Below are 23,995 nucleotides of genomic sequence, written 5' to 3' on the forward strand. Positions count from 1 at the left end.
CCTTAAGAAATTTGAATACCGTATTGTTGTAACTGTTGCTGCAAGACCGTATAGCAGGCTGGCGATAATACTGCATCGACTGGCACCACCCAGATATCCTGCTTAAAATCGGGATATTGTTTCAGTAATGCCATAATCTTGACTGCGTCTTTTTCCGTGGTAATGATCGGATTGGCATCATCAAACTGTAGATCTTCAATGTCATAATCATGATGATCGGGAAATTCATGACACTGGAATTGTTCTATGCCCAGATTTTTCAGGGTCTGGTAAAAGCGCTGCGGAAAACCGATTCCCACCACTGCATAAAAAGCCGACTGAGGGTCGAAGATTTTATTGTTGTCTTGATTGAGCAGATAGGGCTGTGATGCAGCCAGATGCATATGCAGCTCAGAACTTGGACTTGCCGAATGCTCAATTACCGTTCCAGTTTCCAAGCGTGTCACCGGTTCACGCAGATAGCCTTCCGGAAGCAGTTTTTGGTTGCCCAGACCGCGATTATTGTCCAGTACAATCCATTCAATCTGACGATTTAAAGCCCAGTGCTGCAAACCATCATCACAAATAATCAGATCCAGCTGATGTCTTTGCAGTAACAGTTCAATACTTTTTTGCCGGTTTGGCCCTACGGCCATCGGCACGCCCGTCGCCTGTACAATCAAGGCAGGCTCATCACCGACGACCTCAGGCAAGGTATTAAAATCCACATAAGCCGGAAATGGACCTTTGCCGCCATAACCACGACTAATAACCCCAACTTTTACACCTTGTTGAGTTAAATAATCAACCAGATGAATCAGTAAAGGGGTTTTACCACTACCACCGACAGTGATATTGCCAATCACCATGACCGGAACCGGAGCACTATAGCTTGTCTTGATCCCTTTGTGGTACAGCCAGCGATTGCTGACAAAACCTAAACGATACAAGCATGACAAAGGACGCAGCACCATCAGCCACTTTGCCTGTGCATTCCAAGCATCCTGAATGATTTGCGCCAATGCCATAACTTATTGTTCCTCAAAATTACGTTGATGCAGCTGATAATAAGCCCCATGCAATGCAATCAGTTCTGCATGAGTCCCTTGCTCGACAATACACCCCTGATCCATGACCACAATACGATCCGCATTTTCAATCGTCGATAAACGGTGTGCAATCACAATGGTTGTACGATCTTGCATGGCCTGATCAAAGGCACGCTGAATAAAGTATTCGGATTCATTATCCAGGGCACTGGTTGCTTCATCCAGAATCAGAATAGAGGCATTTTTCAAAATCGCACGTGCAATCGCGATGCGCTGACGCTGACCACCAGATAGATTTAAACCTTGAGCACCCAGTTGGGTATCATAACCTTTTGGCAGAGCCATAATAAAATCATGTGCATAAGCGGCTTTTGCTGCTGCAATAATGTCTTCATCAGTCGCACCTTCGAGCTGACCATAGGCAATATTTTCCCGCACAGTCCGATTAAACAGCACCACTTGCTGATTCACCATCGCAATCTGGGTACGCAAGGCAGTCAGCTCAAAGTCCTCAATCGGTTTCTGATCCAGTAGAAGCTGACCTGAACTTGTATCCTGATAACGTACCAGCAGGTTCACCAGTGAGCTTTTACCGGCACCGGAACGCCCAACCAGAGCAACCGTTTCACCAGCTTTTACCTCTAAATTAAAATCACGAATGGCATGATGACCATCATCATAAAACAGGTTGACATCTTTAAACTGAATATTACCTTTTAAGCTATCGCTTAAAGTCCCGGTATTTTTTTCTTCGGGCATGTCCAGCAATTCAAATACCGAATGCGCTGCGGCCATACCCCGTTGAATTTTTTCATTGATATCTGTTAAAGCTTTGATCGGTCTTGCCAACATGCCCGCAGCCGTAATATAAGCCACAAATTCACCGGCAGAGGTATCGCCAAGGATCTGTGGACGCAAGGCAATAAACATGACAATACTGAGTGAAATAGACATGATCAGCTGAACCACAGGACTGTTCAACTGCTGCACAGCGACCATTTTCAAGCCACGACGCAAGTTTTCCAGCGAGTTCTGTTTAAAGCGTTCCTGCTCATAACTTTGGCCGCCAAAACCCTTGACGATCAGGTTGGCATTGACCGTTTCCTGAACCACATGGTTGACATCCCCCATGGTGTCTTGCACTTGCTGTGACAGTTTACGCATCCGTCTAGCCGCCTTACTGATCACAAAGCCAATAACGGGTGCAAAAATCAGGATACACATGGTCAGACGCCAGTTGCTATATAGCAGATAGCCTAATAGCGCAATCGTAATCAAACCTTGTTGCAACAGGGTTCTTAACGCTTCTGTTGAGGCAGCGGTCAGTTGTTCCACGTTATACATGATCTTGGCAGTAATATGCCCGCTGGTATTGTCCAGATAATACTGAGACGGTAAACGCAGCAGTTTTGCAAAAACTTCCTGACGGATATTGAACACCAGATTACGGGAAATCACCGCAGTAAAATACCCCCCCATGAATAATCCCAGCCCACGAAAGAACATCAGGACAACCACTAAAAACGGGAAAAGCGAAGTGAAACTCTGGTCTTTGTCTTGAATGGCCTCAATAATATATTCCAGTAATTTAGCCACAGAAACTTCTGTAGCCGCATTAATAGAAAAACCGAGCAGGACAAGCAATCCGATGCCCCAAAAGGGTTTTAAATAACTTAAAAGGCGAAGATAGACCTTAAAATCGTGCTTCACTAATAACCTCGGGTAGGTACTTTGGTACTGATATTAATATTGACAAAGCCGAGCTGCCCGGCCACATCCATAACGCGAATCACGTCCTGATGGCTGGCTTTCGCGTCAGCGGCAATGACGAACATTAAATCACGGCGTTCATTAGAAATCTGTTTAATTGCAGTATTTAAATCTGCGACTTCTTTACTGGCCAAGGATTGACCATTGACTGCATAATGACCATTGGCATCCACAATCACTTCAACTTTCTGATCATAACTTTTAGGCGGAACACCCTGCGCATCTGGTAAGGTCAAGTTCATACGGCTCATTTGGCTAAATGTTGTCGATAACAGTAAAAAGACCAGAATAAACAGCAGACAATCAATCATAGGGGTCAGATTAATATGCACATCTTCAACCTGGTTGCGTTTGAATTTCATCATCCGCCTCCTAGCTGGCTTTTTGCATATCTTGGTCTATATCTGCAATATTGCGATAAAAAAGATCCGCATGAAACAAGGTCGCCTGCTGTTCAAGCTCCGCCACATATTCCTGAACCAGTCGCTGGAAGTAACGATGGGCAAAAAGTGCCGGAATCGCAATCAGCATCCCGGCTGCTGTGGTAATCAAGGCTTTGGAAATACCTGGCATCATCAATACCGGATCACTCCCAGTCCCCACATCGATCATCAGAAAAGATTCGATAATCCCAAGCACAGTCCCCAACAAACCCAGCAATGGCGCCACAGCACTTAAGGTTCCCAGAAAGTTAATATTCTTTTCCAGATAACCAATTTCCTGCGATGCCATCACTTCCATTTGTGCACGGGCATACTGTTCGCCCTGAGGCTTGCTGGCATAGCCTGCTGCAAATACCCGGCCTAAAGTACTGTGCTTCAATTCTGTACTTTGTTGAATTTTTTGCATGACTTGTGATGCATTTTGCACTGGACTCATCAGAAGTGTAGACGGAAGTACCGCTTTCTTTTTCAGGCGAATCAGGCGCTCGATCGAAATCGCCAGCATAAAGATAGAACACAAGACCAGTGGCAGCATGAGCCAGCCACCCGCTTTAACCAATTCCCACATCTAATTTATTCCCCAATAAAAAAAATATATAAATTATTCATCTTCTAAAATAGAAAGAATGCCATCCAGCTCTTCTAAAGAATGATAACTAATGACTAATTTTCCTTTACCTTGTTTGTTATAGTCAATTTTCACATCAGCACTGAAACGCTCTGAAAGGCGCTGGGTCAATTGCTGAATATCCGGTGCAAGCGCTTGTTTTACTTTTTCTTGTTTAGGTGCATTAAAATCACGGACTAACTGCTCGGTTTGACGAACAGATAGACTTTTTTCAATCACGATATCAGCGACTTTGAGCTGGTCTTTTGCCTTCAGCGTTAGAATCGCACGTGCATGCCCCATATCCAGCAGGCCTTGCTGCATAAAGTCTTTCACTTCTTCAGCCAGACTGAGCAGGCGAAGTAAGTTACTGACCGTAGTACGTGCCTTGCCGACTGTGTCTGCAATTTCCTGATGGCTTAAACCAAATTCTTCATGGAAACGTTGCAGAGCCATGGCCTGATCAATCGGATTCAGATCCTGACGTTGGATGTTTTCAATCAGAGCCAATGCAATCGCGACCTGATCCTGAAGTTCGCGCACAATCGCAGGAATTTCAGTCAGACCCGCCAACTGCGCTGCACGCCAACGACGTTCACCGGCAATAATTTCATAAGGATAGCGTTCGTCATCGACCGGACGAATCACAATCGGCTGCATAATGCCGTGTTTTTCAATCGATGCCGCCAGCTCTTGCAAGTCTTGCTCGTTGATATAACGGCGCGGCTGGTATTCACCACGCTTGAGCAGGTTCACATCGATCTGTTTGAGCTGACCATGATCAAGACCTTGAGCTTCCATCTGTAATTTTTCTTTTTGAATTGAACCTAGCAAGGCATCCAAGCCACGACCTTTGGCGAGTCCACGTTTCTTGACGGTCATGCTTTACTTCCTTTTTTCACTTTGCTTTTCTTTAATACTTCAGCTGCCAGATTTAAGTAAGCAACTGCACCCTTTGAACTTTTCTCAAAATAAATCACCGGCAAACCATGTGCTGGCGCTTCGGCCAAACGAATATTGCGTGGAATCACGGTGTCATACAGTTTTTTACCGAAATATTGTTCTAATTCTTCAGAGACATCACGGGTCAAGGCATTACGCGCATCATACATGGTACGTAATACACCAACAATTTGCAGGTCTGGATTCAATGCTTGCTGAATCCGATCAATGGTCTGGGTCAAATCAGCCAGACCTTCCAGTGCATAATATTCACACTGCATCGGAATCAGCACACCATCAACCGCTGCCAAAGCATTCACTGTAATCAGGCTCAGACTTGGCGCACAATCAACAATAATATAATCAAATGACTTTTCGACTTCTTGCAATGCATCACGCAAGATGAATTCACGTCCTTCTTGATCTGCAATTGCCAGCTCAACCCCAGCCAGATCACGGTTGGCACCCAGAACCTTATAACCGACTTCTGCCTTGGCGATCGCCGTTTCAATCGGCACTTCACCCAGCAATACATCGGTGACCGAATAGAGCAAGTCATTCTTTTGAATGCCCGACCCCATGGTTGCATTGCCTTGCGAATCCATATCGACCAGCAAAACGCGTTTTTTTAACACAGCTAAAGATGCTGCCAAATTTACTGCGGTTGTGGTTTTACCAACACCACCTTTTTGGTTTGCAATCGCAATAATTTGTGCCATGTTGCCCCCAATCCCTTTAAAATTCTTAAATACGTTTTAATAGCAGTAAATGACGCTGTTCGTCTAAGCGCGGAACTTTAAGTTCAATAATCTCACAACTAAATTCATTTTTTAAAGCAGTGACTTCATCTTCAGGAATTAAGCCTTTCATCGAGGCAATAATGGTCTGTTCATGCATATACGGTTTAGAGGCATCCACAAAGTCAGTCAGAGATGCAAATGCACGACTGGTAATCACATCGAATTGACCCAGCTCGTTAATGCTGTCTTCATTTTCTACACGCGTTTGCACCGCAATGACATTTTTAAGTTTCAGATCGGCAATAAACTGCTTCAGGAAACGAATTTTTTTACCGTTTGAATCGAGTAATACACATTCACGCTCAGGCTGACATAAAGCAATGATCATACCTGGCATACCGCCACCCGTACCGATATCGAGCAGACGGCCCGCTGGCAGATCTTTTAGAATGCTGAGACTGTCCAGCAGATGCTTGACCAGCATTTCTTTCGGATCACGGATTGCAGTTAAATTATATGCTTTGTTCCACAGCACCAAAGCGTCCTGATACTTGAGTAATAAATTTAAAGCTTCATCAGATAGCTCTAAACCCAAAGCCTGGCTACCCTGCTTTAGTTCTTGAAAAAACATGTGCATAAACAATCTACGCTCGAAAAAGTTAGGTGGAAGTATACCGTTTTCTCTATATTGGCACAGTAGGCAGTGCTTAGCGAATATTCACTTAAGCAAACTTCCCTTCACGGATCGCCGTATCCAGTGCCGTTAAACGCTCTGGGGTTCCTACGTCAACCCAAATGCCTGCCAGTTTAGAAGCTGCAACCTGCTGATTCTGCATTGCTGCTTTTAGCAACGGAGCCAAAGGACGTTTGCCAGTCTCTAAGACTTGGAACATCTTCGGATCAAGTACGGATACACCACTAAAAGTCAGGTTCTCACCTCCGACTTGCTGATCAAAGGTATAAGCTTTACCTTCTGCAAGCGTGAAATCACCCTCTGGGTGTTGTTCAGGGTTCTGCACAAGTACGAGATGCGCCAAATTATCCTTTAGATCAATATCCAGTAAAGGTGCAAAATCCATCGTGGTCCAGACATCACCATTTAACAGAATAAAAGGTTCATCACCGAGTAGCGGCAAGGCATTAATGATTCCACCAGCGGTTTCCAGACCTTCACCCTCATGTGACCAAAGGATCTTAATGCCAAATCGTGAACCATCGCCCAAAGCTTCTGCGAGTTTTTCACCGAGCCAAGCCGTATTGATGACAATTTCAGTAACACCGATCGCAGCCAGTTTCTCTATATGCCAGACAATTAAGGGCTTGCCCCCAACTTCCAGCAAAGGCTTTGGCGTATGCAGCGTTAGCGGCCGCATACGATTACCGAGTCCTGCGGCCAAAATCATCGCTTTCATTCAGGCAGCCACCTCATATGAGCCATATTTAGCTTCAAATGCAGGCATCACTCTGTCACGCATAAACTGCATGAATGGCTCTAGTTCTGCATAAGCCTTAGATTCTTCAAGCAGATACCACATCACACGTGGTAAGTCCTTGAGATAACCTGACTTGCCATCACGTTCAAACAGACGCACAAAAATACCTAAAATCTTGATATGACGCTGAATCGCCATCATGTCGGCGTCTTTTTTAAACTGTTCAAAGTCACGCTCTTCTTTAGCAGATGCTGGCAACAAGTCATAAAAGTTTTTGAACCAGCGATACACACGATCGGCATTCCACTGTACATAGGCATCACGGGTAATCGAGATCAAGTCATAAGTATCCGCACCAATCACAGCATCCTGAAAATCAATCACACCGAGTTCGGTTTCATTGTCGATTTTCATCAAGTTACGACTATGGAAATCCCGATGCACGATCACCTGTGGCTGTGCCAATGCGGCATTCGCCAAAATCGCAAAAGTGCGTTTGATCAAGGCGCTTTCTGATTCAGTCAGTTGAACCTTTAACGCTGGTAACATCCAGTCAGTCAGCAGCTGCATTTCCGAGATCAGTTTTTCATAAGAGTATTCCGGAAAATGTCCTTCTCCAGCAATTGATTGCAGTTGAATCAGCTGCTTAAAGCTTTGCTCATAATAAGCATCCACCGTCTCTTCATTCAGCAGATTGGAAAGCAGGACATCGCCAAAATCTTCGAGCAGCAAAAAACCATTTTCCAGATCTTTGGCGACAATATGCGGAACACGCACGCCATGCGCATCAAAAAATTCATCAATCGTCACAAAAGGCACACAATCTTCTTTTTCTGGTGGTGCATCCATCAGCATAAATGTTTTATTATTCAGTTTGATTCGTGCATAACGACGGAAGCTGGCATCACCTGCTAAAAAATGAGTTTCAAATTGATCTGAACCGAGTACAGAGGCAATCCAAGATTGTATCAATTGTTCGCGTTGTGTATTCATTTGCAATTAATTCTAATACAGGCTGAGTTTTTAAAGTGCTAAGTGTAGCTACTTATCAACTTTTTCTCTATGATGCGACAATAATTAATTGCGATAAAAGCATGATTGGTTAATGAGACAAATGAAGCATCACTTTAAAATCAACCCTCTAGCGACTGCGATCTTAACCCTTTTATGTGGCAGCTCAGCCTCCGGCTATGCTGCATCAAATGTCTCGTCCGATGTAAATGCAGAACAACTCAAACAGCGCATAAATGAGACCTATCCAGGTGAAGCATTCTTTTCGCAATACTATGTCGACAAATCCTCAGCTGAGGCACAGCAGCGGCAGGAAAAATACTTAAGTTCAACTTATTGTGAAGGCACCTGGGTGACCCCGATTGCTCCAGATGCAGCAACCGTTGCGCCAGATCAGGCTACATCCACCATTACTGCAGATTATGGTCACTACAATCCAGCAGGTGACTCTTATTTAGAAGGCAATGTCATCATTGACCAGCAAGGTCGCCAGATTCGTGCTGAACGCGTAACGATTGATCAAACCCAGACCTATGCCAAAGCAGAAGGTCGGGTACAGTTAGCACAAGGCGGTCTGATCTCACAAAGTGATGATATTAATTATAATTTAAAAACCCAACAGGGCGATTTAAACAACAGTTTCTATATTGCAGAGCAGCAACATGCGCATGGTCGGGCAGAAAAGATCGCCAGAACCTCGACCGAGACGGTAGAACTGGAAAATGCCACTTACTCTACCTGCCCGCCTGAGCAAAAGCCGACCTGGAAAATACAGGCAGAAAAGATCAAGCTGAATCAGGAAACCGGACGCGGTGAAACCCGCAATACCAAACTGTATGTCAAAGACGTTCCGGTATTGGCAATCCCTTATTTCAACTTCCCGATTGATGACCGCCGTACTACTGGCATTCTGACGCCAACTTTTGGTTTTACCAATGATGGCGGACTTGAACTCGGTGTTCCTGTTTATCTGAATTTGGCTCCACAGTACGATGCTACCCTCACTCCGCGCTATATTGGTGATCGTGGTGCCATGCTAGATGGCGAGTTCCGTTATTTGACAGAAAATTATGGTGAAGGTCGTATCTGGGGTGGCTATCTACCTTCGGATGAAAGTTATGATAATGAGGATCGTAAAAGCTTACATTACTTGCATAATTGGCAGATCAACGATCAGTTCTCGACCAATCTGGAATATAATTACGCCTCAGACAAAGATTACTTTGCCGACCTGGACAATAACCCGAACTCAAAAACTGACTTGAACCTGCGCCGCGCCTGGGAAGTCAATTATAAAAATGGTATTCCCGGCTTAAAGGCACAATTCAAAGTCGAAGATTTCCAGACACTCGATCCCACTGTACTGGATGAAGATCGTCCTTATGCACGTTTACCGCAGCTTTTAGTCAATTATAAAACTGGCAATCCACTCGGATTACAGCTTGAGTTTAATAACGATACTGCTTATTTCCAGAAGGACCTGAGAAATTTTGCTGATATCCCTCAAAATAATGACAAGATTTATCAACCAAGTGGCACCCGCATCTATAACGACTTTTCGGTGCGTTATAATCACTATAACCCGTGGTCGTTTTTTATTCCGGAAGCATCTGTACGCAACATCAATACCTTCTATGATGAGAAAACCCGAGACCGTGGTGGTTCTAGTGAAAGCCAGTCCATTGTGGTGCCACAATTCACGCTGGACACCGGCTTAATTTTCGAAAAAGAAGGCACCTATTTACAGACCTTAACGCCTCGTCTGTTCTATGCCTATTCACCTTATGAAAACCAGCAGAATCAACCTAACTTTGACTCAGTCGTCGCTTCGATTAATTATGATCAGCTTTTCAGTGCACGTCGCTTCTATGGCAACGACCGCCTGGAAGACAACAACTTTGCCTCTTTAGGCCTGAGTTATAGCCTGTTTAATGAAGAAGGTCTGGAACGCCTACGTGCGAGTGTCGGTCAAAGTTTCTTCTTTGAAGATCGCCGTGTCACACTGGAACAGGATGCAGACAAATATGACCGTGAAAGCCATACAGGGCCTGTCATTCAGCTCACCAGTCAGCTATCGAATAATGTCCATGTCAATTTAAACTCCAGCTGGATGTCGAATGGTCAAAATGCGCAGCGTGATGTGCAGGTTTATTATACTGGCGATCAGGGCAATCTATACAACGTCGGCTATTTCTATCGTAAAGACATTCCGAACCGTCAAGACCGTTATGATCATATCGTCGGCTCCTTTATTCAGCCGCTTGCCAACAACTGGCGTCTGGTAGGACATGCGCAGTTTGACCTCGACAATAGTGTCGCACGAGAATATTTACTTGGGGTCAACTATGAGTCATGCTGTTGGGGAGTTTCTGTATATGGTCGTTCATATTACAATGACTTAGACGACGTTAATGATTCAAACGTCAAAGCCAAACGCGCAATTATGGCCGAGGTCAGCCTGAAAGGCTTAGGTGGGTTAAGCAGCAAACTCACCTCATTACTAGAAAATCGCATTCTAGGTTTTAACAATATCAATCAAACTTGGACAGAACGTTAATGAAGACAAAACAGTTAAAACAAATTTTTAAAGCGACTGCACTTGCGCTATGCCTTTCTTCAGCGATGACGACGTTTGCTGTTGCCCAACCTAAAGATGAAGTTGTAGCTGTGGTCGACAATAGTATCATTCTGCGTAGTGATCTGGCTCAAGGTGTGGCCGAGATTTCTCATCAGCTGCAAAAGCAAAATCAGACAGTTCCACCCCAACAATTTCTTGAGCAACAAGCCTTAGAGCAGCTCATTATTCGTCAGGCACAACTTGAACAAGTTAAACGCTACAATATTCGTCCCGATGAAAAATCCCTGAATGACGCAGTACTGAAAGTTGCACGCGATTCGGGCTCAACCAGTCTGGAAGCTTTTCAGCAAAAACTGGATGCCATGGCGCCCAATACCTATGCTTCTTTACGCAACCGTATTGCGGAAGATTTAGCGCTGAATCGTTTACGTCAACAAGTCGTGACTTCAAGGATTCAAATCACAGACCAGGATGTTAAAAACTTCCTAAATACCCCGCAAGGTCAGGCTTTACTCGGCAGTCAGGTACATGTGCTGCATTTACGTGTAAGCGGCGAAAATGCTGAACAGATTGCTACACAGGTAAAGCAAGAGCTGAATAACAGCAATGATATTCAGGCGATCAGCAAAAAATACAGCACTGGCGGCGTTAAAGTCGAAGCTGCTGACATGGGCGTGAGAAGCCTGTCAGAAATTCCGGCAGAACTGGCTGCACGTGTCACGACCCTACAGCCAGGTCAAACCTCTGAACTCATTCCGGTTGCTGATGGGGTACATGTACTCAAGCTACTAGAACGTAAAGGTGGCGAACAAAAAGCCCTGGTTCCTCAATACTTGACCCGTCACATCCTGATTCAACCCTCTGAAGTAGTCAGTCCGGAAAATGCCAAACAGATGATTGACAGTTTATATAGCCGCCTGCAACAAGGCGAAGATTTTACTGTTTTAGCTTCAACCTTCTCCAATGATACCGGTTCAGCACGTGATGGTGGCAGTCTTGGCTGGGTAAGCCCTGGGGTAATGGTGCCTGAGTTTGAACAGCAAATGAAAAGCACCCCAGTGGGGCAGTTCAGTAAACCGTTTCAATCCCAGTTTGGCTGGCATATCCTGCAAGTCAGCGAAACACGTCAACAGGATATGACAGAGGAATATCAAGAACGTATGGCCCGTCAATTACTTGGTGAACGTCAGTTTGATGCTGAGCTGGACAGCTGGTTACGTGAAACACGTAGCAATGCCTATGTAGAAATCAAAGATCCACAACTGGATCCTAAACGTAATCGTTAAGCCCAGATCCATTTTAAAAAGCCAGCGCTAGATTGCTGGCTTTTTAATTTTTATCCATGCAAAACTTACAGGCATAAAAAAACCTCTCGATGAGAGGTTTTTTTAATTTTCAGACTCGATTAACGATTATTTTCGTCGTCTTGAGTATCTTCAAATTTAGTATCGTTGTCAAAGCCAGCGCCTTGACCACCAAAGCCACCTTGACCACCGAAGCCAGCACCTTGACCGCCACCGAAGCCGCCTTGACCACCAAAGCCACCACCTTGACCACCAAAGCCAGCGCCTTGACCGCCACCGAAGCCACCTTGACCACCAAAACCAGCACCTTGACCGCCACCGAAGCCACCTTGACCACCGAAGCCAGCGCCTTGACCGCCACCGAAACCACCAGTAGCACCTTGACCGCCAAAGCCAGCACCTTGTGGACCAGCAGGCGCACCAGCAGGACGAGGATTACGTGCAGGCACTACAGTTGAAATTGCATGCTTATAAACCATTTGGCTTACTGTATTTTTTAATAAAACCACGTATTGGTCGAAAGACTCGATATGACCTTGTAATTTAATACCGTTTACCAGGAAGATAGATACTGGGATACGTTCCTTACGGAGAGAATTCAAGAATGGATCTTGTAAAGTTTGACCTTTAGACATGTTATAACTCCAAAAAAAAATTAAAAATCAGCGCAAAAACTATCTCTATTTTTCAATTAAAAATTATAAAAAAGATAGTCCCTAAATTTTGCTTTATCCGTGACAGTTTCGCAAGTCTTGTTGAGCCTGCTGTAGCGTAAAATATGTTGTAAATTTATGCTTTTCTTGCAAAGACCTCAGCCACGTATATTGACGTTTTGCAAGTTGTCGTGTCGCAAATAAAGCTTTATCCTCCATTTCCTGTTGCTTTTCATTGGTTTTGTCAACATTTTTTAAGAATTCTATAGCTTGACGGTAACCTACCGAACGCATAGAAGGTAGATTTTCATTAAAATCGTATTTTTCAATTAAACTAACAACTTCATTTAAAAAACCGTTTTTCCACATCATTTGCAGACGTTGTTCAATACGCCCGTGTAATTCTAACCGATCTGGCATAAGTGCATAGTTATAAAAACTGTAACGATATGGTAAGTTTTTAGGTTGCTCTGCCTGTAGTTTTGTAATCGGCTCACCGGTCAGTTTAAACACTTCTAAGGCACGAATAATACGCTGCTTGTCACTAACCTTGAATTTCTCCGCAGCAACGGGATCTACGGCACTTAATTCTGCATAAACAGCCTCCCAACCTTCTCGCTCGCCTTTGGCTTCAATTTCAGCACGAATCGTATAGTCGGCACTGGGCAGATTATCTGACAACCCCTCAAGTAAGGCTTTAAAATACAGCATGGTTCCACCCACCAATATCGGTGTTTTACCACGTGCATGAATATCATCAATTAACCGGCAAGCATCTTCAACAAAGTTTGCCGCAGAATAGACTTCGAGTGGACTGATAATATCGATCAGATGGTGCGGATAGCGCGCCAGTTCCTCTTTAGAAGGCTTGGCTGTACCAATATCCATTTCCCGATAAACCAGCGCAGAATCGACCGAAATCAGCTCGAATTTCCCCTGCTCATACAGTTCACATGCCAAAGCGGTTTTACCACTTGCAGTTGGCCCCATTAAATTGATGACCGGCAATTGATTGGACATGTAAAACTACTCTCCTCGAGCAAAAAGTTTGTCTAGTTGATTCAATGGAAAAGCGCGCCAAGTCGGACGGCCATGATTACATTGACTGGCAAATTCAGTGTGTTCCATCTGACGCAGTAAAGCATTCATTTCAGACAGGCTTAAAATGCGATGCGCACGTACTGCACCATGACAGGCCATACCTGCCAGAATCTGGTCACGTTTCTGCAATAGACCCTGTATCTGATCATTCGGATCCAGATCATTTAACAGCTCGGGAATCAGTGCATCAAAATCTGCTTTGTGCAAAATGGCAGGTACGCCACGCACAATCACCTGTTCATCACCATACTGGTCAATTTCAAGCCCCAAACGCATTAACTGCTCTTTGAGTTCTTCGACCCGCATCGCCTGCATTCGAGTGATGTTGACCACTTTGGGAATCAGCAATTGCTGTGATGTCCAGAATTCAGGTTTATCCCAAGCCGATTTCATTTGCTGCAAGACAATCCGCTCATGTGCTGCATGCATATCCACAATGATCAGCCCTTCGGTATTTTGTGCCAGAATATAAATCCCATGTAACTGGGCAATCGCAATCCCGAGTGGATGTTCATCGACTTTGGCCTGTATATGACCTTGCAAGGCTTGCTCTGCAACTTGTGGCTCATAGGCAGACGCTTGATCACGCAGCGGTGCCAGATAGCTTTGCAGGGCATTATTCAGCTGCTGCGAGCCTGCATAAGACGCATTATAGTCTCGCGCATAATGTACCGTTTGCGGCCGCGAAGATTCAAAGTCGGTCAGGACATCCGATGCCTCATTTTCATCTTTAGCAGCTACAGGTAGGTTAGAGGATAATTGCTGCTGCGCATGCGCAGTCTGGTGCAGGCTAAACTGTTCCTGATAACGCGGTTGCGGTACAAGTGCAACAGATTCATCATCAACTTTCATCGCAGTTGCTAAATCCGCAGTTGCCGTCTGGAATTGTGCCAGAGTGTCTTTGGCATAATGCCGCACAAACTCATGTACTTCACGCTGATTCAGAAAGCGAATTTCATGCTTAGTGGGATGGACATTGACATCAACATTTTCAGGATCAACTTCTAAAAACAGCAAATAAGCCGCATGTTGATGGCCATGCAAAATGCCATCATAAGCCATCCGCAAGGCATGAGAAATGGTTTTGTCTTTGACAATCCGGCCATTGACATAGACATATTGCAAGTCGGCCTGTGCACGCGCATCTGAGGGATGACCAAGCCAGCCTGATAAACGCATGTTTATACTGTCAGCATCGATCCAATAAGCATTTTCAGTGAACTGACGACCCAATAACTGCTGTACCCGCTGGAAACGTAAAGCACCGCTGTCCGCCACGGGTAAATTCAGCTTGATGCTTTCATTATGTTCCAGCACAAACCGGATATCAAAATGCGTCAGTGCCATACGGCGTACAATTTCTTCAATGTGGCCAAATTCAGTGCCCGGTTTCTTTAAGAATTTACGCCGCGCAGGCACATTAAAAAATAAATCCTGAACCCGGATATGCGTCCCTTTCGAAGCCGCGACCGCTTGAATCTGCTGATGATCAAAAGCCGTACCGTTTACTTCTACCTGATAACCAATGCCATCCTCATTTTGACTGCTGATCATGGTCAGGCGTGAGACTGCTGCAATCGATGCCAGCGCTTCTCCACGAAAGCCTAAACTGCTGATCGCATACAGCTCATCGGCACTCTGGATTTTGCTGGTGGCATGACGCATGACGGCCAATGCCAGATCTTCAGCATGAATACCACGGCCGTTATCCATAATTTCAATTAAGGTACTGCCACCCTGTTCCACCCGGATGATCAGCTCGGTCGCACCCGCATCAATCGAGTTTTCCAGTAATTCCTTGACCACGGATGCCGGACGTTCAATCACCTCACCTGCAGCAATCTGGTTGGCCAGCGCAGGATCAAGGGCACGGATACGGCGTAGGCTTAAATCATTCGACATGTGAAAATTGACGCTCCAAAGCCTCTCGCAAAGCAAGATTAGAGGAAATCAGGCTTGCAGTACGGGTCAGTTCATCTTCAGATTTTAAAATTTCAATAATCAGGTCAGCTTGCGGAATTTCATCGCCACCTTTGGAGGGCCATTCAAATAAAAATAGCGCATTCGGAGTTTCCAGATAATCCCGGATTCCCATCAATTCGAGTTCATAGGGGTCATTCAGACGGTACAGGTCAAAGTGAAAAATATCCTGCCCATTGATCTGATACGGTTCGACCAGCGTATAAGTCGGACTTTTCACCGAACCTTGATGACCCAGCTGTTGCAAATAATAGCGCGTTAAGGTCGTTTTTCCTGCCCCCAAATCACCGATCAGATATACGACTCCCGCAGGGAAATTTTCGGCCAGAACCTTGGCCAGTTTCTGGGTATCGTCTTCATGATTTAAAGTGACATTAAATGAATAAGGCATATTACTCACGACATGATGCAAAAGAATAAATATGATAGCATCGCCACGCTTTAAAAGCCTATTCACCTGTGTGAGAAACTATATTTTTTCACCATTTCTGTTTCTGAGAGGTTGATCTGCCTGCCATGCATCCGACTGTTGAGTTTAATCCGCCCATGTTAAATGGGGTCAGTGCCAGTAAAGTGTTCTTGCAGGATAGTCTAGATGCACCCCCGACAGTTTTTGCTTATTTATGCACGCAATTTGCGCATATCGCAGCAGATGAATGGCAAGCCCGTTTCGCCAAAGGTCTGGTCTATGATGCGCAGGGCCATCAATTAAGCACAGAAAGTCCATTTCAGGCCAATAGTCATTGTTTTTATTATCGATTTTTGGCACATGAAGTGCATGTTCCTTTTCAACATCAGATTTTATTTGAAAATGAGCATTTCATGGTGATCGATAAACCGCACTTTTTGACCATGAGTCCGACCGGTCAGTATGTACAGGAAACCTTGCTGGTTCGTCTCAAAAAACAAACAGGCAATGAACATTTAACACCGATTCACCGGCTAGACCGTGAAACGGCCGGCGTGGTTCTCATTTCAAAATATGTAGAATCTCGTGGCCTGTATCAACAGATGTTTGCCACACGGCAAGTGCAGAAGACCTACCATGCGATTGCAGCATACAAGGCTGATTTAGAATTTCCATTGATCACACGATTAAGAATGGAAAAAGGTCAGCCCTTCTATACCATGCAGGTGGTCAACGGCGAAGCCAATAGCGAAACGGCAATCCAGCTGTTAGAACATAATAAAGAATGGGCCAAATATGAACTGAAACCACACACTGGCAAACAGCACCAATTACGCGTGCACTTGAATCATCTCGGTATTCCAATTCAGAATGATCCGTTTTATCCACGGATAGCGCACAAAGCCGAAGATGATTTTTCTGCCCCTTTAAGCTTATTGGCCCAACATATTCAATTCATCGATCCGATCACGCAGAAAAGCATGAATTTCAGCTCCAGACTTGAATTGACACTGTAAATCGCTTGTCATTACAGATTATTTTCTAAAATCGGTCGCTTTAAGATTGAATTTCAAACGTAATTGATTAGAATAAAGGCGAAAAGTTAAGTAATTTAAAGCTTTAAAAATATTATGAGAAAAACTGAAGTTTATCAAATTCGCTTGGACTCGCAAGAGAAGAAACAAGCCTTTGCGGTATTTAAGCAATTGGGGATTACGCCAGCTCAGGCCGTGCGTCTTTTTTTCAAACAGGTGGTGATTACCAAATCGATCCCCTTCTCGATTGAAAACCAGAATATTAATCTGGAACAACTGATCCGACTGCGCAAACTGAAGCAAAATGAGATCCAGAATGGGCAAAGCAGCTTGCCAAATTCAACACTCAATTCTCTGGATGATCAGGAAATCCAGCTCGATGATGATCATCTGGATTTATTTGAAGAACTGAATGCCATTTTAGGTGAAAGCGACAAAATTTAACATTGTTGCATTTCCGAACAATTTCTAAAGCCGGCCACTGACAAACTTCGCTATGCTTGATGCTGATAATGAATAAAAAATTAGCATGGAGGATGCAATGCTCGTACGACGCGCTCAATCAGCAGACCTGAATCAGCTTGCGATATTATTCGATGAATATCGACAATTTTATGGCACCTCCTCTAACCCCGAACTCTCCTACCAATTTTTAAAACAACGTTTTGAAGATGGACAGACCGTCATTTTCATTAATACCAAAGATGATACTTTTACCGGCTTTATTATCCTGTATCTGGGTTTTTCTTCGGTGGCCTGCTCGACCTATTATATTCTGGATGATGTCTATATCACCCCGATATTTCGGCGTCAGGGTGCAGCCAGACAACTGATTGATACCGCAATTTTATTTGCCAAACATGAACAGGCCTTAAGAATTACCCTGGAAACCCAAAAGAACAATTACCAATCGCATGAATTGTATGAATCTATGGGATTTATTAAGGATAATGAGTTTCAGACCTATCATTGTTTCCTGAGATAAAATCTGATCGTTCAAATAAACTTGAGAAGAATAACTCAATTATTCTTCTGAACGGAATTTTGCCAAAGCCACCTGTTCTGCATTTAAATAGATCCATTCTCCTTCAGCCAGCTCAGGCAGAGCCAAAGCACCAATTTGAGCACGATGCAATTGCTCGACTTTATTTCCGACGGCTGCCAGCATGCGTTTCACCTGATGATATACCCCTTGATGAATGCTCATTTGCAGACGGCTTTCAGACAGACGTATCACTTCAGTGGCTGCAAAAATACCTTTTTCATTGCGTAGCTCAACGCCTTGTTCCAGTTGCTGTAGCTGAGCATCAGTGACTGGATCTGCCGTTTGCATTTGATAAACTTTGGCCACATGTTTTTTCGGATGTGTTAACGCTTGCAGAAACTGGCCATCATCAGTCAACAATAACAGTCCGGTGGTGTCCTGATCCAGACGACCCACGCATTGAATGCCACGATTCAGCAGCATCTCATCAAACAGATCAAACACACTAAAATGATGCGTGGCCTGATGCGAACACTCATAGTCCTGCGGTTTGTTTAAAGCGATATAGACTTTCTCTCGATAGCGATGGGCCTTGCCATAGACCTCGAAGTCTAAATCATTCAAATCCAGTTTATGTTTAGGATGATCAATCACTTCATTCTGGATAGAAACAGCACCATTTTTAATCAATTGCTGACAATGCTTGCGGGAACCGAAACCTTGTGACTGCAACATTTTTTCCAATAGCATCTGCTTAAACCTGTATCGCGTGAAGAGTTGTGCATTCTATCCTGAAACACACCTAAATTGATTGCTTCGCTTATTTTCTTCGTATCACCAGCTGAAACGCTCTACAATGGTGGCATTTTCCATGTTTCCTCTCCCGCCCATGTCACAACTCGATTTAAATTTGATGGTTCTTTTGGTATTACTGGCCTGTGGTATATTCAGTCACAATAGTGCTGTCACCATCGCTGCAGCGGTACTGATTGTTCTTAAAATTACCCCGCTACACGACCTGTTGCCTTATGTACAACAACATGGTTTGAATATTGGAATTATTATTTTAACCATCGGGGTATTGGCACCGATTGCGAGTGGCAAAATTGCCGGAGAAAGTATTCTCAAGTCATTTCTCAGCTGGAAATCTTTACTGGCCATTGCCATTGGTGTTTTTGTGGCTTGGCTCGGTGGCCGCGGTGTGAAACTGATGTCGAATCAACCGGATATTGTCGCGGGCTTATTGATTGGTACTGTAGCAGGTGTGGCGGTGTTACGCGGCGTACCTGTCGGGCCGCTGATTGCAGCCGGGATTTTATCCTTATTGATTGGTACGCAATAGATTCAAATCATCAGCACGCATCACCAGTATGCAAAGATTTCTCAAAAATACATCACATGACCTATAACAAAAATACATCACATGACCTATAACAAAAATACATCACATGACCTATAATATGCAGGTCATCTATTGATTACCTTGCACCAAGCTTTAAAGCAGTGTTTCAAGCTTGCTCAGGATATGTCATCAGATCAACGGAAGATTCATCTTGGTTGTAAGCTTTCCAAGCTAAAATAAAAGCGATACAAAAAAATAGAATGATCTTTAACAAGCTGTGACCTGATAAAAATTTGAAATTTACTGCATGACAAATCCGAGCCTAATCTTTTAAGGCATAAACCAAACTTTCTATCATCTCGCCGTTTTCCAAATATACTTTAACCGGAATCCGTTGATATTCATCACCTTCAAACGCATCCAGCTCTTCCCAATATTGGGGAAGATGCTCAGATATAAATACATAACCCTGAACAGTCTCGCCCGAATCACTGAGCTGAATGCCCGGGCTACCAAATTCAGCCCCCCAGCCACGCTGTTGCAAATGCCCACGGATATAAGCGGCTTTCCAGCTTCCCCCAATCCGCTCCATGACATGGGCATTGGGTTGCTGCGGACGAAGCGTGCCGTATACGAATAAACTATGCATCTTAAAAGTTCTGAAGGATCATTTCGGGGATTACTCTACAAATAACAGTGCCAGACGGACTTGGTCATAGGCCATTTTAGGCGTGGTGAGTTCTACAATCGGGCGCAACTTAATCGAGCCATCATCATTAAAATGCTCAGCACTTTGACGTTTGGTTAAGCGTTTATAAATTTTACGCACCTGCTCCACCACTTCCTCACCCGGATGAGCCACCGAAATATCCAGTCCCTGCTCTTTGTGTAAACGGCCTAGATGATTAATGATTGTCGCTGGCGTCAGACCACGTTCAGTCGCGATATCCGCAACTTCATAGCCTTCTTCAAACAGTGCTCGGGTTTCATCCAGTGTGGCAGTGGCATAACTCTGCTTCGTGCCACTCTTGGAAATTTTCTTTTCATTGCGCTGGATTTCTGCTTCATTCAATGTGCCACCGCAGTGACGAATAAAGGCTTTATGCTGCGCAGTCAAATCGACATTTTCAAAATTCGCTTCGGCTTCATCAGAAAGTTCCTGAAAACGACGATCAGCTTTAATCGCTAAACTGTCAAGTTCCAAAGCCTGCTCATTAAAGCCTTTTAAACGTAAGCCATTTAAGCTTTTCAACCGTGACAGCGCCACATAACCTTGACCTTTCTCGAAAGTATGACTCAGATCAATTTCTGCTGCTTCCAAGGTCATCCCTTGAGATTTATGAATGGTAATCGCCCAGGCCAAGCGTAAAGGAATTTGCTGGAAACTGGCAATAGTCTTACCAGCTTCATTGTCTACCGACCAGGTTTCCGGCTCCACCACCAAGGTCGTGCCATCGGTCAGTTTTACTTTGGGCAGCACACCATATTCATCGTCTTCTTCAAAACTGATCACTTCACCCAGACTGCCGTTGATATAGCCCATATCAAAGTTATTTTTTACAAACATGACTTTGGCATGCTTTTTCAAGGTTAAGGCTTCTGGTGCACGTACTGAAGATTTTAAAGTTTCAATCAGCTTTTCATTGCCATCACACTGGGCATCAAACTGGCGCGGATCATTGTCAATTTCATTCAGATGTTTAAAGTTAAGACTATCCACATCCATATTATGGGTATACAGACGCGTATAGGTATCGCCGATTTCTTGATGTCGGGTTGCCTGTAAAGCCGTGCGATGTTCATGGCTAATCGCCTGCGCACGGATCGCATTCAGGATGTCATTCAGATAATCATTGCCCTGACGATGCTGCTCGGTCAGATAACAGACCCGAAACTTGGCTTCTACCCAGGCTTCCGACATAAAGCAGAATTTATCGCGATTACGCTCGTCATTCTTACCGACTGGCGGCAACTGGAAAAAATCCCCGGCCACAATTACCTGAATACCGCCAAAGGCTTCATCACTGTCCTTAAAATATTTCAGCACCTGATTGACCAGATTCAGCTGCTTGGCATGCAGCATGGAAATTTCATCAATAATCAGAACTTGGGCATTTTCCAGATGTTCTTTTAAGTATTTACGCTCTTTCATGCGCTTTAAGTCATCTTCGGACAAAAAGTCTTTAATCCCAATGCCGGCCCAGGTATGAATGGTCATACCATTCATATGCGTGGCTGCAATACCGGTCGATGCCGTAATCGCGACGGCGACTTTACGCGCTTTTAAATAATTAATATATTGATTCAGCGTATAGGTTTTTCCTGCACCCGCAGAACCGGTTAAAAAGACATTTTCTCCTGCTTTGAGTAACTTAAGGGCAGTTTCCTGTTTCATAAGAGCAATACCGTGAAAGAACGGTTATAGCCTAACGATTTTTGGCAGAAAAGTTAAGCGTCATGGCGGAAAACCACTTAATCTTGCACTTAAGCCTGCAAGTTGAGCCAGTTGATAAAATGCATCGCGATATTGCTATATTCAGCTTCTGCCTTTTGATTGTTCGGATATTCCAACTGATCGAAGATCACTTGCCCATTGACGATTCGACAGCCCAGAATTAAAGGTAAACGCACATCCGGATGCGACATGCGAAAGGCCACATATTGCCCTTCAATAATCTGCTGGGCATAACTGGCAGCCAGACAGTTCCTGAAAACCTTGGATTCTTCCAGAATACGATCCAGATTTTTAAGCTCCTCAAAACGCCAGTTGAAATATAATAAAAATGAGGCCTGCGTCAAAGGTGACCAAGTTACGAGCGCAAACTCTTTTTTCAGCTTGGCCATCATTTCCTGCTTCTGAATCTGATCATGCCAGATCACGGCCTGAGCGAATAATCCACTCCAGCTGAGGTTTTTCGGAATCTCGTTATGACTGGAAAAATATTCCACCAGATAGTCACGCACATAACTGTCAAATACAGACTCACGCACATGTCCACTGTGTAAATAAAACAGCTGTCTAAATTCGACAAAAGGAATCCGATAGCGCTGCAACACATGATAGAAATCCCGATTCTGCTGGCTTTGAGGCTGAATATAGGTCAAGACTTCTTCTGGAAGATGTGTGGTAATTTTATATAGATGCTGCATATATGCCTGCATCACCCGGCTCAGTTGCAAATAGACTTTCTTGGTGATCTGATCATCCATTTTGACCACGTTACGCAGCAGTTCTATCCATTCGTCCAGATACAGAATCGAGGGAGTGATGGCAATCCGCTGATCATCCATCGATTGGCGTGTGCCTTTTAAGACCACCGCCTGATTATGCTGATGTTGAAACCAGTCATGCTGGATTGCATATTCATGCATGCTATGAATAAACAGTCGCGCTGAGACATATTGAAAATATTGTAAGGTCGCCAGAATAATCTGCGGATGAATATGATGGCTGTCTACAAAACTTAAGGCCGTCACTGCCACCCGCACGCTGCTGTGCTGAATATTGCTACTGATCCAGTCCAGTACTTCGGCTGGTTGCCTGAAAATCCAGTTCACTGCACGATGACAGTCAAATAGTGGTAATCGGGCCACCTTTTTTTGCCATAAATAGGGATGATTTTCCAGAAAATTTCGTTTGGCTAATAAGTCATCGCGATGCCAGACCTCACGGTTCATCAAACGGACAAAACCGAGCAGGTGGCTCTGCTCCTCGGCATGTCGATACAACAGCCGAATATCATCGCTGTGATCATTCAGTTCATGTAAATTAAAACGCTCTTCAAAAGACAAGGACATAATCCGAAACGTCGCCGGATGCAAAAACTGTGCGGCACTAAAACAGAATTCATCCAGAGTGTCCATTAAGGACTGGATGGACAGGAACTCATCCTGCTGTAGAAATGCCAAAGAAAAAGCCTGTTGCAAGCTTTCAAGAATTTGCGGGGGAATATCCTGTTCGTCCAGAACAACGTTTTGCATGACTGGTGTTGTATACAACCCGGCCTCTATTAAATGATGATCAATAATCTCAGCTTGAACCACCGACATCTGTTGCAGGAATGCCAATACCCGTGCTGGGCCATTTACCGCCTCATAGACCTGGTTCAGAATCAGTTTGCGTAATTGCTTGGCTTTGTCACGTAAATACAGCGAATGCTGCGGTTTCAAGTCCCCAGTCAGGAAATAGATATCCTGTAAAAAAAATTCTTCTAGCGCTTCTGCTTTGTATTGCTGAAAATAAAAATGACTCTCGACCAAAACGGGTGCAGTTCCGGAGTCCAGTGCATATGCAGTATAAAACTGGATATAGAACAACCCGTCCAGCAATTCAATCCGGTATTGACCCTGCTGAATTTTTAATAGATTTTGTGCAGTCAGATGACCAATCATCGCCATCTGATCCAGATAAAGCTGGTTCAACTCCGGAGAAATCCGCAAACATTGTTGTGCCAGCAATTTTAACGGCGCTACCCAACCACCCTGTTCCATATACGCACCTATTTATTTTATTTTTATATTGAATCATGTTGAGCCCTCGATCATCGACTATTTGACCATACATTATGGCAGTACTCGCACAATAAAACAGCACTGCAGGATGACTTCTAAATATAGCGCATCTCAATATGTCAC

General features: G+C 44.2%; 23 protein-coding genes. 6 read left to right on the forward strand and 17 right to left on the reverse strand.

Annotation, left to right across the window (positions count from 1 at the left end):
• Positions 1-2: 2 nt before the first annotated feature.
• The 9 genes from lpxK to FTU95_RS09705 all read right to left on the reverse strand — a co-directional run bounded on the left by lpxK (position 3) and on the right by FTU95_RS09705 (position 7,956).
• Positions 3-1,007, reverse strand: a complete 1,005-nt coding sequence (gene lpxK, locus FTU95_RS09665) for a tetraacyldisaccharide 4'-kinase (protein ID WP_180078288.1) — start codon at positions 1,005-1,007, stop codon at positions 3-5.
• Positions 1,008-1,010: 3 nt separating this feature from the next.
• Positions 1,011-2,738: a lipid A export permease/ATP-binding protein MsbA gene (gene msbA / locus FTU95_RS09670; RefSeq protein ID WP_159138335.1), complete on the reverse strand. Its 1,728-nt coding sequence runs from the start codon at positions 2,736-2,738 to the stop codon at positions 1,011-1,013.
• Positions 2,738-3,160, reverse strand: a complete 423-nt coding sequence (locus tag FTU95_RS09675) for a biopolymer transporter ExbD (protein WP_004278885.1) — start codon at positions 3,158-3,160, stop codon at positions 2,738-2,740. The genes msbA and FTU95_RS09675 overlap by 1 nt, the downstream gene beginning before the upstream one ends.
• A 10-nt stretch (positions 3,161-3,170) precedes the next feature.
• The gene (locus tag FTU95_RS09680) at positions 3,171-3,809 is read right to left on the reverse strand and encodes a MotA/TolQ/ExbB proton channel family protein (RefSeq protein WP_005170379.1); all 639 of its coding nucleotides are present in this window, start codon (positions 3,807-3,809) and stop codon (positions 3,171-3,173) included.
• Between the two features lie 33 nt (positions 3,810-3,842).
• Positions 3,843-4,730, reverse strand: a complete 888-nt coding sequence (locus tag FTU95_RS09685; RefSeq protein ID WP_005097335.1) for a ParB/RepB/Spo0J family partition protein — start codon at positions 4,728-4,730, stop codon at positions 3,843-3,845.
• On the reverse strand, positions 4,727-5,509 hold the full coding sequence (locus FTU95_RS09690) for a ParA family protein (protein ID WP_005170377.1): 783 nt from the start codon (positions 5,507-5,509) through the stop codon (positions 4,727-4,729). Before FTU95_RS09690 ends, FTU95_RS09685 begins: the two co-directional genes overlap by 4 nt.
• A gap of 25 nt (positions 5,510-5,534) precedes the next feature.
• Entirely contained in the window at positions 5,535-6,167 is a 633-nt protein-coding gene (gene rsmG, locus FTU95_RS09695) for a 16S rRNA (guanine(527)-N(7))-methyltransferase RsmG (protein WP_180078290.1), read from the reverse strand.
• 85 nt (positions 6,168-6,252) lie between these two features.
• Positions 6,253-6,942 carry an N-acetylmuramate alpha-1-phosphate uridylyltransferase MurU gene (gene murU / locus FTU95_RS09700; protein ID WP_180078292.1) on the reverse strand — a complete coding sequence of 230 codons (690 nt, stop codon included), beginning with the start codon at positions 6,940-6,942 and terminating at the stop codon, positions 6,253-6,255.
• On the reverse strand, positions 6,943-7,956 hold the full coding sequence (locus FTU95_RS09705; RefSeq protein ID WP_180078294.1) for an aminoglycoside phosphotransferase family protein: 1,014 nt from the start codon (positions 7,954-7,956) through the stop codon (positions 6,943-6,945).
• 121 nt (positions 7,957-8,077) lie between these two features.
• Between FTU95_RS09705 and FTU95_RS09710 the strand changes: the two genes are divergently transcribed.
• Both FTU95_RS09710 and FTU95_RS09715 read left to right on the forward strand, forming a co-directional pair.
• Positions 8,078-10,531 (forward strand): LPS-assembly protein LptD, encoded by a 2,454-nt coding sequence (locus FTU95_RS09710; RefSeq protein ID WP_180078297.1) that lies wholly within the window; start codon positions 8,078-8,080, stop codon positions 10,529-10,531.
• The gene (locus FTU95_RS09715; RefSeq protein ID WP_180078299.1) at positions 10,531-11,838 is read left to right on the forward strand and encodes a peptidylprolyl isomerase; all 1,308 of its coding nucleotides are present in this window, start codon (positions 10,531-10,533) and stop codon (positions 11,836-11,838) included. Before FTU95_RS09710 ends, FTU95_RS09715 begins: the two co-directional genes overlap by 1 nt.
• A gap of 119 nt (positions 11,839-11,957) precedes the next feature.
• Here FTU95_RS09715 and hfq read toward each other — a convergent pair whose 3' ends face one another.
• The 4 genes from hfq to tsaE form a co-directional block, all read right to left on the reverse strand.
• Positions 11,958-12,491: an RNA chaperone Hfq gene (gene hfq / locus FTU95_RS09720; RefSeq protein ID WP_074383259.1), complete on the reverse strand. Its 534-nt coding sequence runs from the start codon at positions 12,489-12,491 to the stop codon at positions 11,958-11,960.
• 93 nt (positions 12,492-12,584) lie between these two features.
• Positions 12,585-13,529, reverse strand: coding sequence for a tRNA (adenosine(37)-N6)-dimethylallyltransferase MiaA (gene miaA, locus FTU95_RS09725; protein ID WP_180078301.1), 945 nt, complete (start codon positions 13,527-13,529; stop codon positions 12,585-12,587).
• A gap of 6 nt (positions 13,530-13,535) precedes the next feature.
• On the reverse strand, positions 13,536-15,512 hold the full coding sequence (gene mutL, locus FTU95_RS09730) for a DNA mismatch repair endonuclease MutL (protein WP_180078303.1): 1,977 nt from the start codon (positions 15,510-15,512) through the stop codon (positions 13,536-13,538).
• On the reverse strand, positions 15,502-15,981 hold the full coding sequence (tsaE, locus tag FTU95_RS09735; RefSeq protein WP_005097351.1) for a tRNA (adenosine(37)-N6)-threonylcarbamoyltransferase complex ATPase subunit type 1 TsaE: 480 nt from the start codon (positions 15,979-15,981) through the stop codon (positions 15,502-15,504). The genes mutL and tsaE overlap by 11 nt, the downstream gene beginning before the upstream one ends.
• A 125-nt stretch (positions 15,982-16,106) precedes the next feature.
• Between tsaE and FTU95_RS09740 the strand changes: the two genes are divergently transcribed.
• From FTU95_RS09740 to FTU95_RS09750, 3 genes are all read left to right on the forward strand, one after another.
• Positions 16,107-17,015, forward strand: coding sequence for a pseudouridine synthase (locus FTU95_RS09740; RefSeq protein ID WP_005097353.1), 909 nt, complete (start codon positions 16,107-16,109; stop codon positions 17,013-17,015).
• A 114-nt stretch (positions 17,016-17,129) separates the two neighbouring features.
• Positions 17,130-17,477 (forward strand): type II toxin-antitoxin system RelB/DinJ family antitoxin, encoded by a 348-nt coding sequence (locus FTU95_RS09745; protein ID WP_005097354.1) that lies wholly within the window; start codon positions 17,130-17,132, stop codon positions 17,475-17,477.
• Between the two features lie 97 nt (positions 17,478-17,574).
• Positions 17,575-18,018 (forward strand): N-acetyltransferase, encoded by a 444-nt coding sequence (locus FTU95_RS09750; protein WP_005097355.1) that lies wholly within the window; start codon positions 17,575-17,577, stop codon positions 18,016-18,018.
• A 39-nt stretch (positions 18,019-18,057) separates the two neighbouring features.
• On the opposite strand, the gene FTU95_RS09755 is transcribed toward FTU95_RS09750, so the two are convergent.
• Complete coding sequence (locus tag FTU95_RS09755) at positions 18,058-18,768, reverse strand: pseudouridine synthase (RefSeq protein ID WP_005097357.1); 711 nt, start codon at positions 18,766-18,768, stop codon at positions 18,058-18,060.
• A gap of 139 nt (positions 18,769-18,907) precedes the next feature.
• Between FTU95_RS09755 and FTU95_RS09760 the strand changes: the two genes are divergently transcribed.
• Positions 18,908-19,360 carry a DUF441 domain-containing protein gene (locus tag FTU95_RS09760; protein WP_005097358.1) on the forward strand — a complete coding sequence of 151 codons (453 nt, stop codon included), beginning with the start codon at positions 18,908-18,910 and terminating at the stop codon, positions 19,358-19,360.
• A gap of 322 nt (positions 19,361-19,682) precedes the next feature.
• Here FTU95_RS09760 and FTU95_RS09765 read toward each other — a convergent pair whose 3' ends face one another.
• The 3 genes from FTU95_RS09765 to FTU95_RS09775 form a co-directional block, all read right to left on the reverse strand.
• Complete coding sequence (locus tag FTU95_RS09765; RefSeq protein ID WP_005097359.1) at positions 19,683-20,009, reverse strand: gamma-glutamylcyclotransferase family protein; 327 nt, start codon at positions 20,007-20,009, stop codon at positions 19,683-19,685.
• A 30-nt stretch (positions 20,010-20,039) separates the two neighbouring features.
• Positions 20,040-21,755, reverse strand: coding sequence for an AAA family ATPase (locus FTU95_RS09770; RefSeq protein ID WP_005097360.1), 1,716 nt, complete (start codon positions 21,753-21,755; stop codon positions 20,040-20,042).
• A gap of 89 nt (positions 21,756-21,844) precedes the next feature.
• On the reverse strand, positions 21,845-23,851 hold the full coding sequence (locus FTU95_RS09775; protein ID WP_180078305.1) for a hypothetical protein: 2,007 nt from the start codon (positions 23,849-23,851) through the stop codon (positions 21,845-21,847).
• Positions 23,852-23,995: the final 144 nt, after the last annotated feature.

Source organism: Acinetobacter sp. YH12208 (assembly GCF_013418055.1).
Classification (GTDB): domain Bacteria; phylum Pseudomonadota; class Gammaproteobacteria; order Pseudomonadales; family Moraxellaceae; genus Acinetobacter; species Acinetobacter pseudolwoffii.

Coding starts and splice junctions, on each gene's coding strand:
- lpxK (WP_180078288.1), bottom strand. CDS start 1,007: ATGGCATTGGCGCAAATCATTCAGGATGCTTGGAATGCACAGGCAAAG.
- FTU95_RS09675 (WP_004278885.1), bottom strand. CDS start 3,160: ATGAAATTCAAACGCAACCAGGTTGAAGATGTGCATATTAATCTGACC.
- FTU95_RS09680 (WP_005170379.1), bottom strand. CDS start 3,809: ATGTGGGAATTGGTTAAAGCGGGTGGCTGGCTCATGCTGCCACTGGTC.
- FTU95_RS09685 (WP_005097335.1), bottom strand. CDS start 4,730: ATGACCGTCAAGAAACGTGGACTCGCCAAAGGTCGTGGCTTGGATGCC.
- FTU95_RS09690 (WP_005170377.1), bottom strand. CDS start 5,509: ATGGCACAAATTATTGCGATTGCAAACCAAAAAGGTGGTGTTGGTAAA.
- rsmG (WP_180078290.1), bottom strand. CDS start 6,167: ATGCACATGTTTTTTCAAGAACTAAAGCAGGGTAGCCAGGCTTTGGGT.
- murU (WP_180078292.1), bottom strand. CDS start 6,942: ATGAAAGCGATGATTTTGGCCGCAGGACTCGGTAATCGTATGCGGCCG.
- FTU95_RS09705 (WP_180078294.1), bottom strand. CDS start 7,956: ATGAATACACAACGCGAACAATTGATACAATCTTGGATTGCCTCTGTA.
- FTU95_RS09710 (WP_180078297.1), top strand. CDS start 8,078: ATGAAGCATCACTTTAAAATCAACCCTCTAGCGACTGCGATCTTAACC.
- FTU95_RS09715 (WP_180078299.1), top strand. CDS start 10,531: ATGAAGACAAAACAGTTAAAACAAATTTTTAAAGCGACTGCACTTGCG.
- hfq (WP_074383259.1), bottom strand. CDS start 12,491: ATGTCTAAAGGTCAAACTTTACAAGATCCATTCTTGAATTCTCTCCGT.
- miaA (WP_180078301.1), bottom strand. CDS start 13,529: ATGTCCAATCAATTGCCGGTCATCAATTTAATGGGGCCAACTGCAAGT.
- mutL (WP_180078303.1), bottom strand. CDS start 15,512: ATGTCGAATGATTTAAGCCTACGCCGTATCCGTGCCCTTGATCCTGCG.
- tsaE (WP_005097351.1), bottom strand. CDS start 15,981: ATGCCTTATTCATTTAATGTCACTTTAAATCATGAAGACGATACCCAG.
- FTU95_RS09740 (WP_005097353.1), top strand. CDS start 16,107: ATGCATCCGACTGTTGAGTTTAATCCGCCCATGTTAAATGGGGTCAGT.
- FTU95_RS09745 (WP_005097354.1), top strand. CDS start 17,130: ATGAGAAAAACTGAAGTTTATCAAATTCGCTTGGACTCGCAAGAGAAG.
- FTU95_RS09750 (WP_005097355.1), top strand. CDS start 17,575: ATGCTCGTACGACGCGCTCAATCAGCAGACCTGAATCAGCTTGCGATA.
- FTU95_RS09755 (WP_005097357.1), bottom strand. CDS start 18,768: ATGCTATTGGAAAAAATGTTGCAGTCACAAGGTTTCGGTTCCCGCAAG.
- FTU95_RS09760 (WP_005097358.1), top strand. CDS start 18,908: ATGTCACAACTCGATTTAAATTTGATGGTTCTTTTGGTATTACTGGCC.
- FTU95_RS09765 (WP_005097359.1), bottom strand. CDS start 20,009: ATGCATAGTTTATTCGTATACGGCACGCTTCGTCCGCAGCAACCCAAT.
- FTU95_RS09770 (WP_005097360.1), bottom strand. CDS start 21,755: ATGAAACAGGAAACTGCCCTTAAGTTACTCAAAGCAGGAGAAAATGTC.
- FTU95_RS09775 (WP_180078305.1), bottom strand. CDS start 23,851: ATGGAACAGGGTGGTTGGGTAGCGCCGTTAAAATTGCTGGCACAACAA.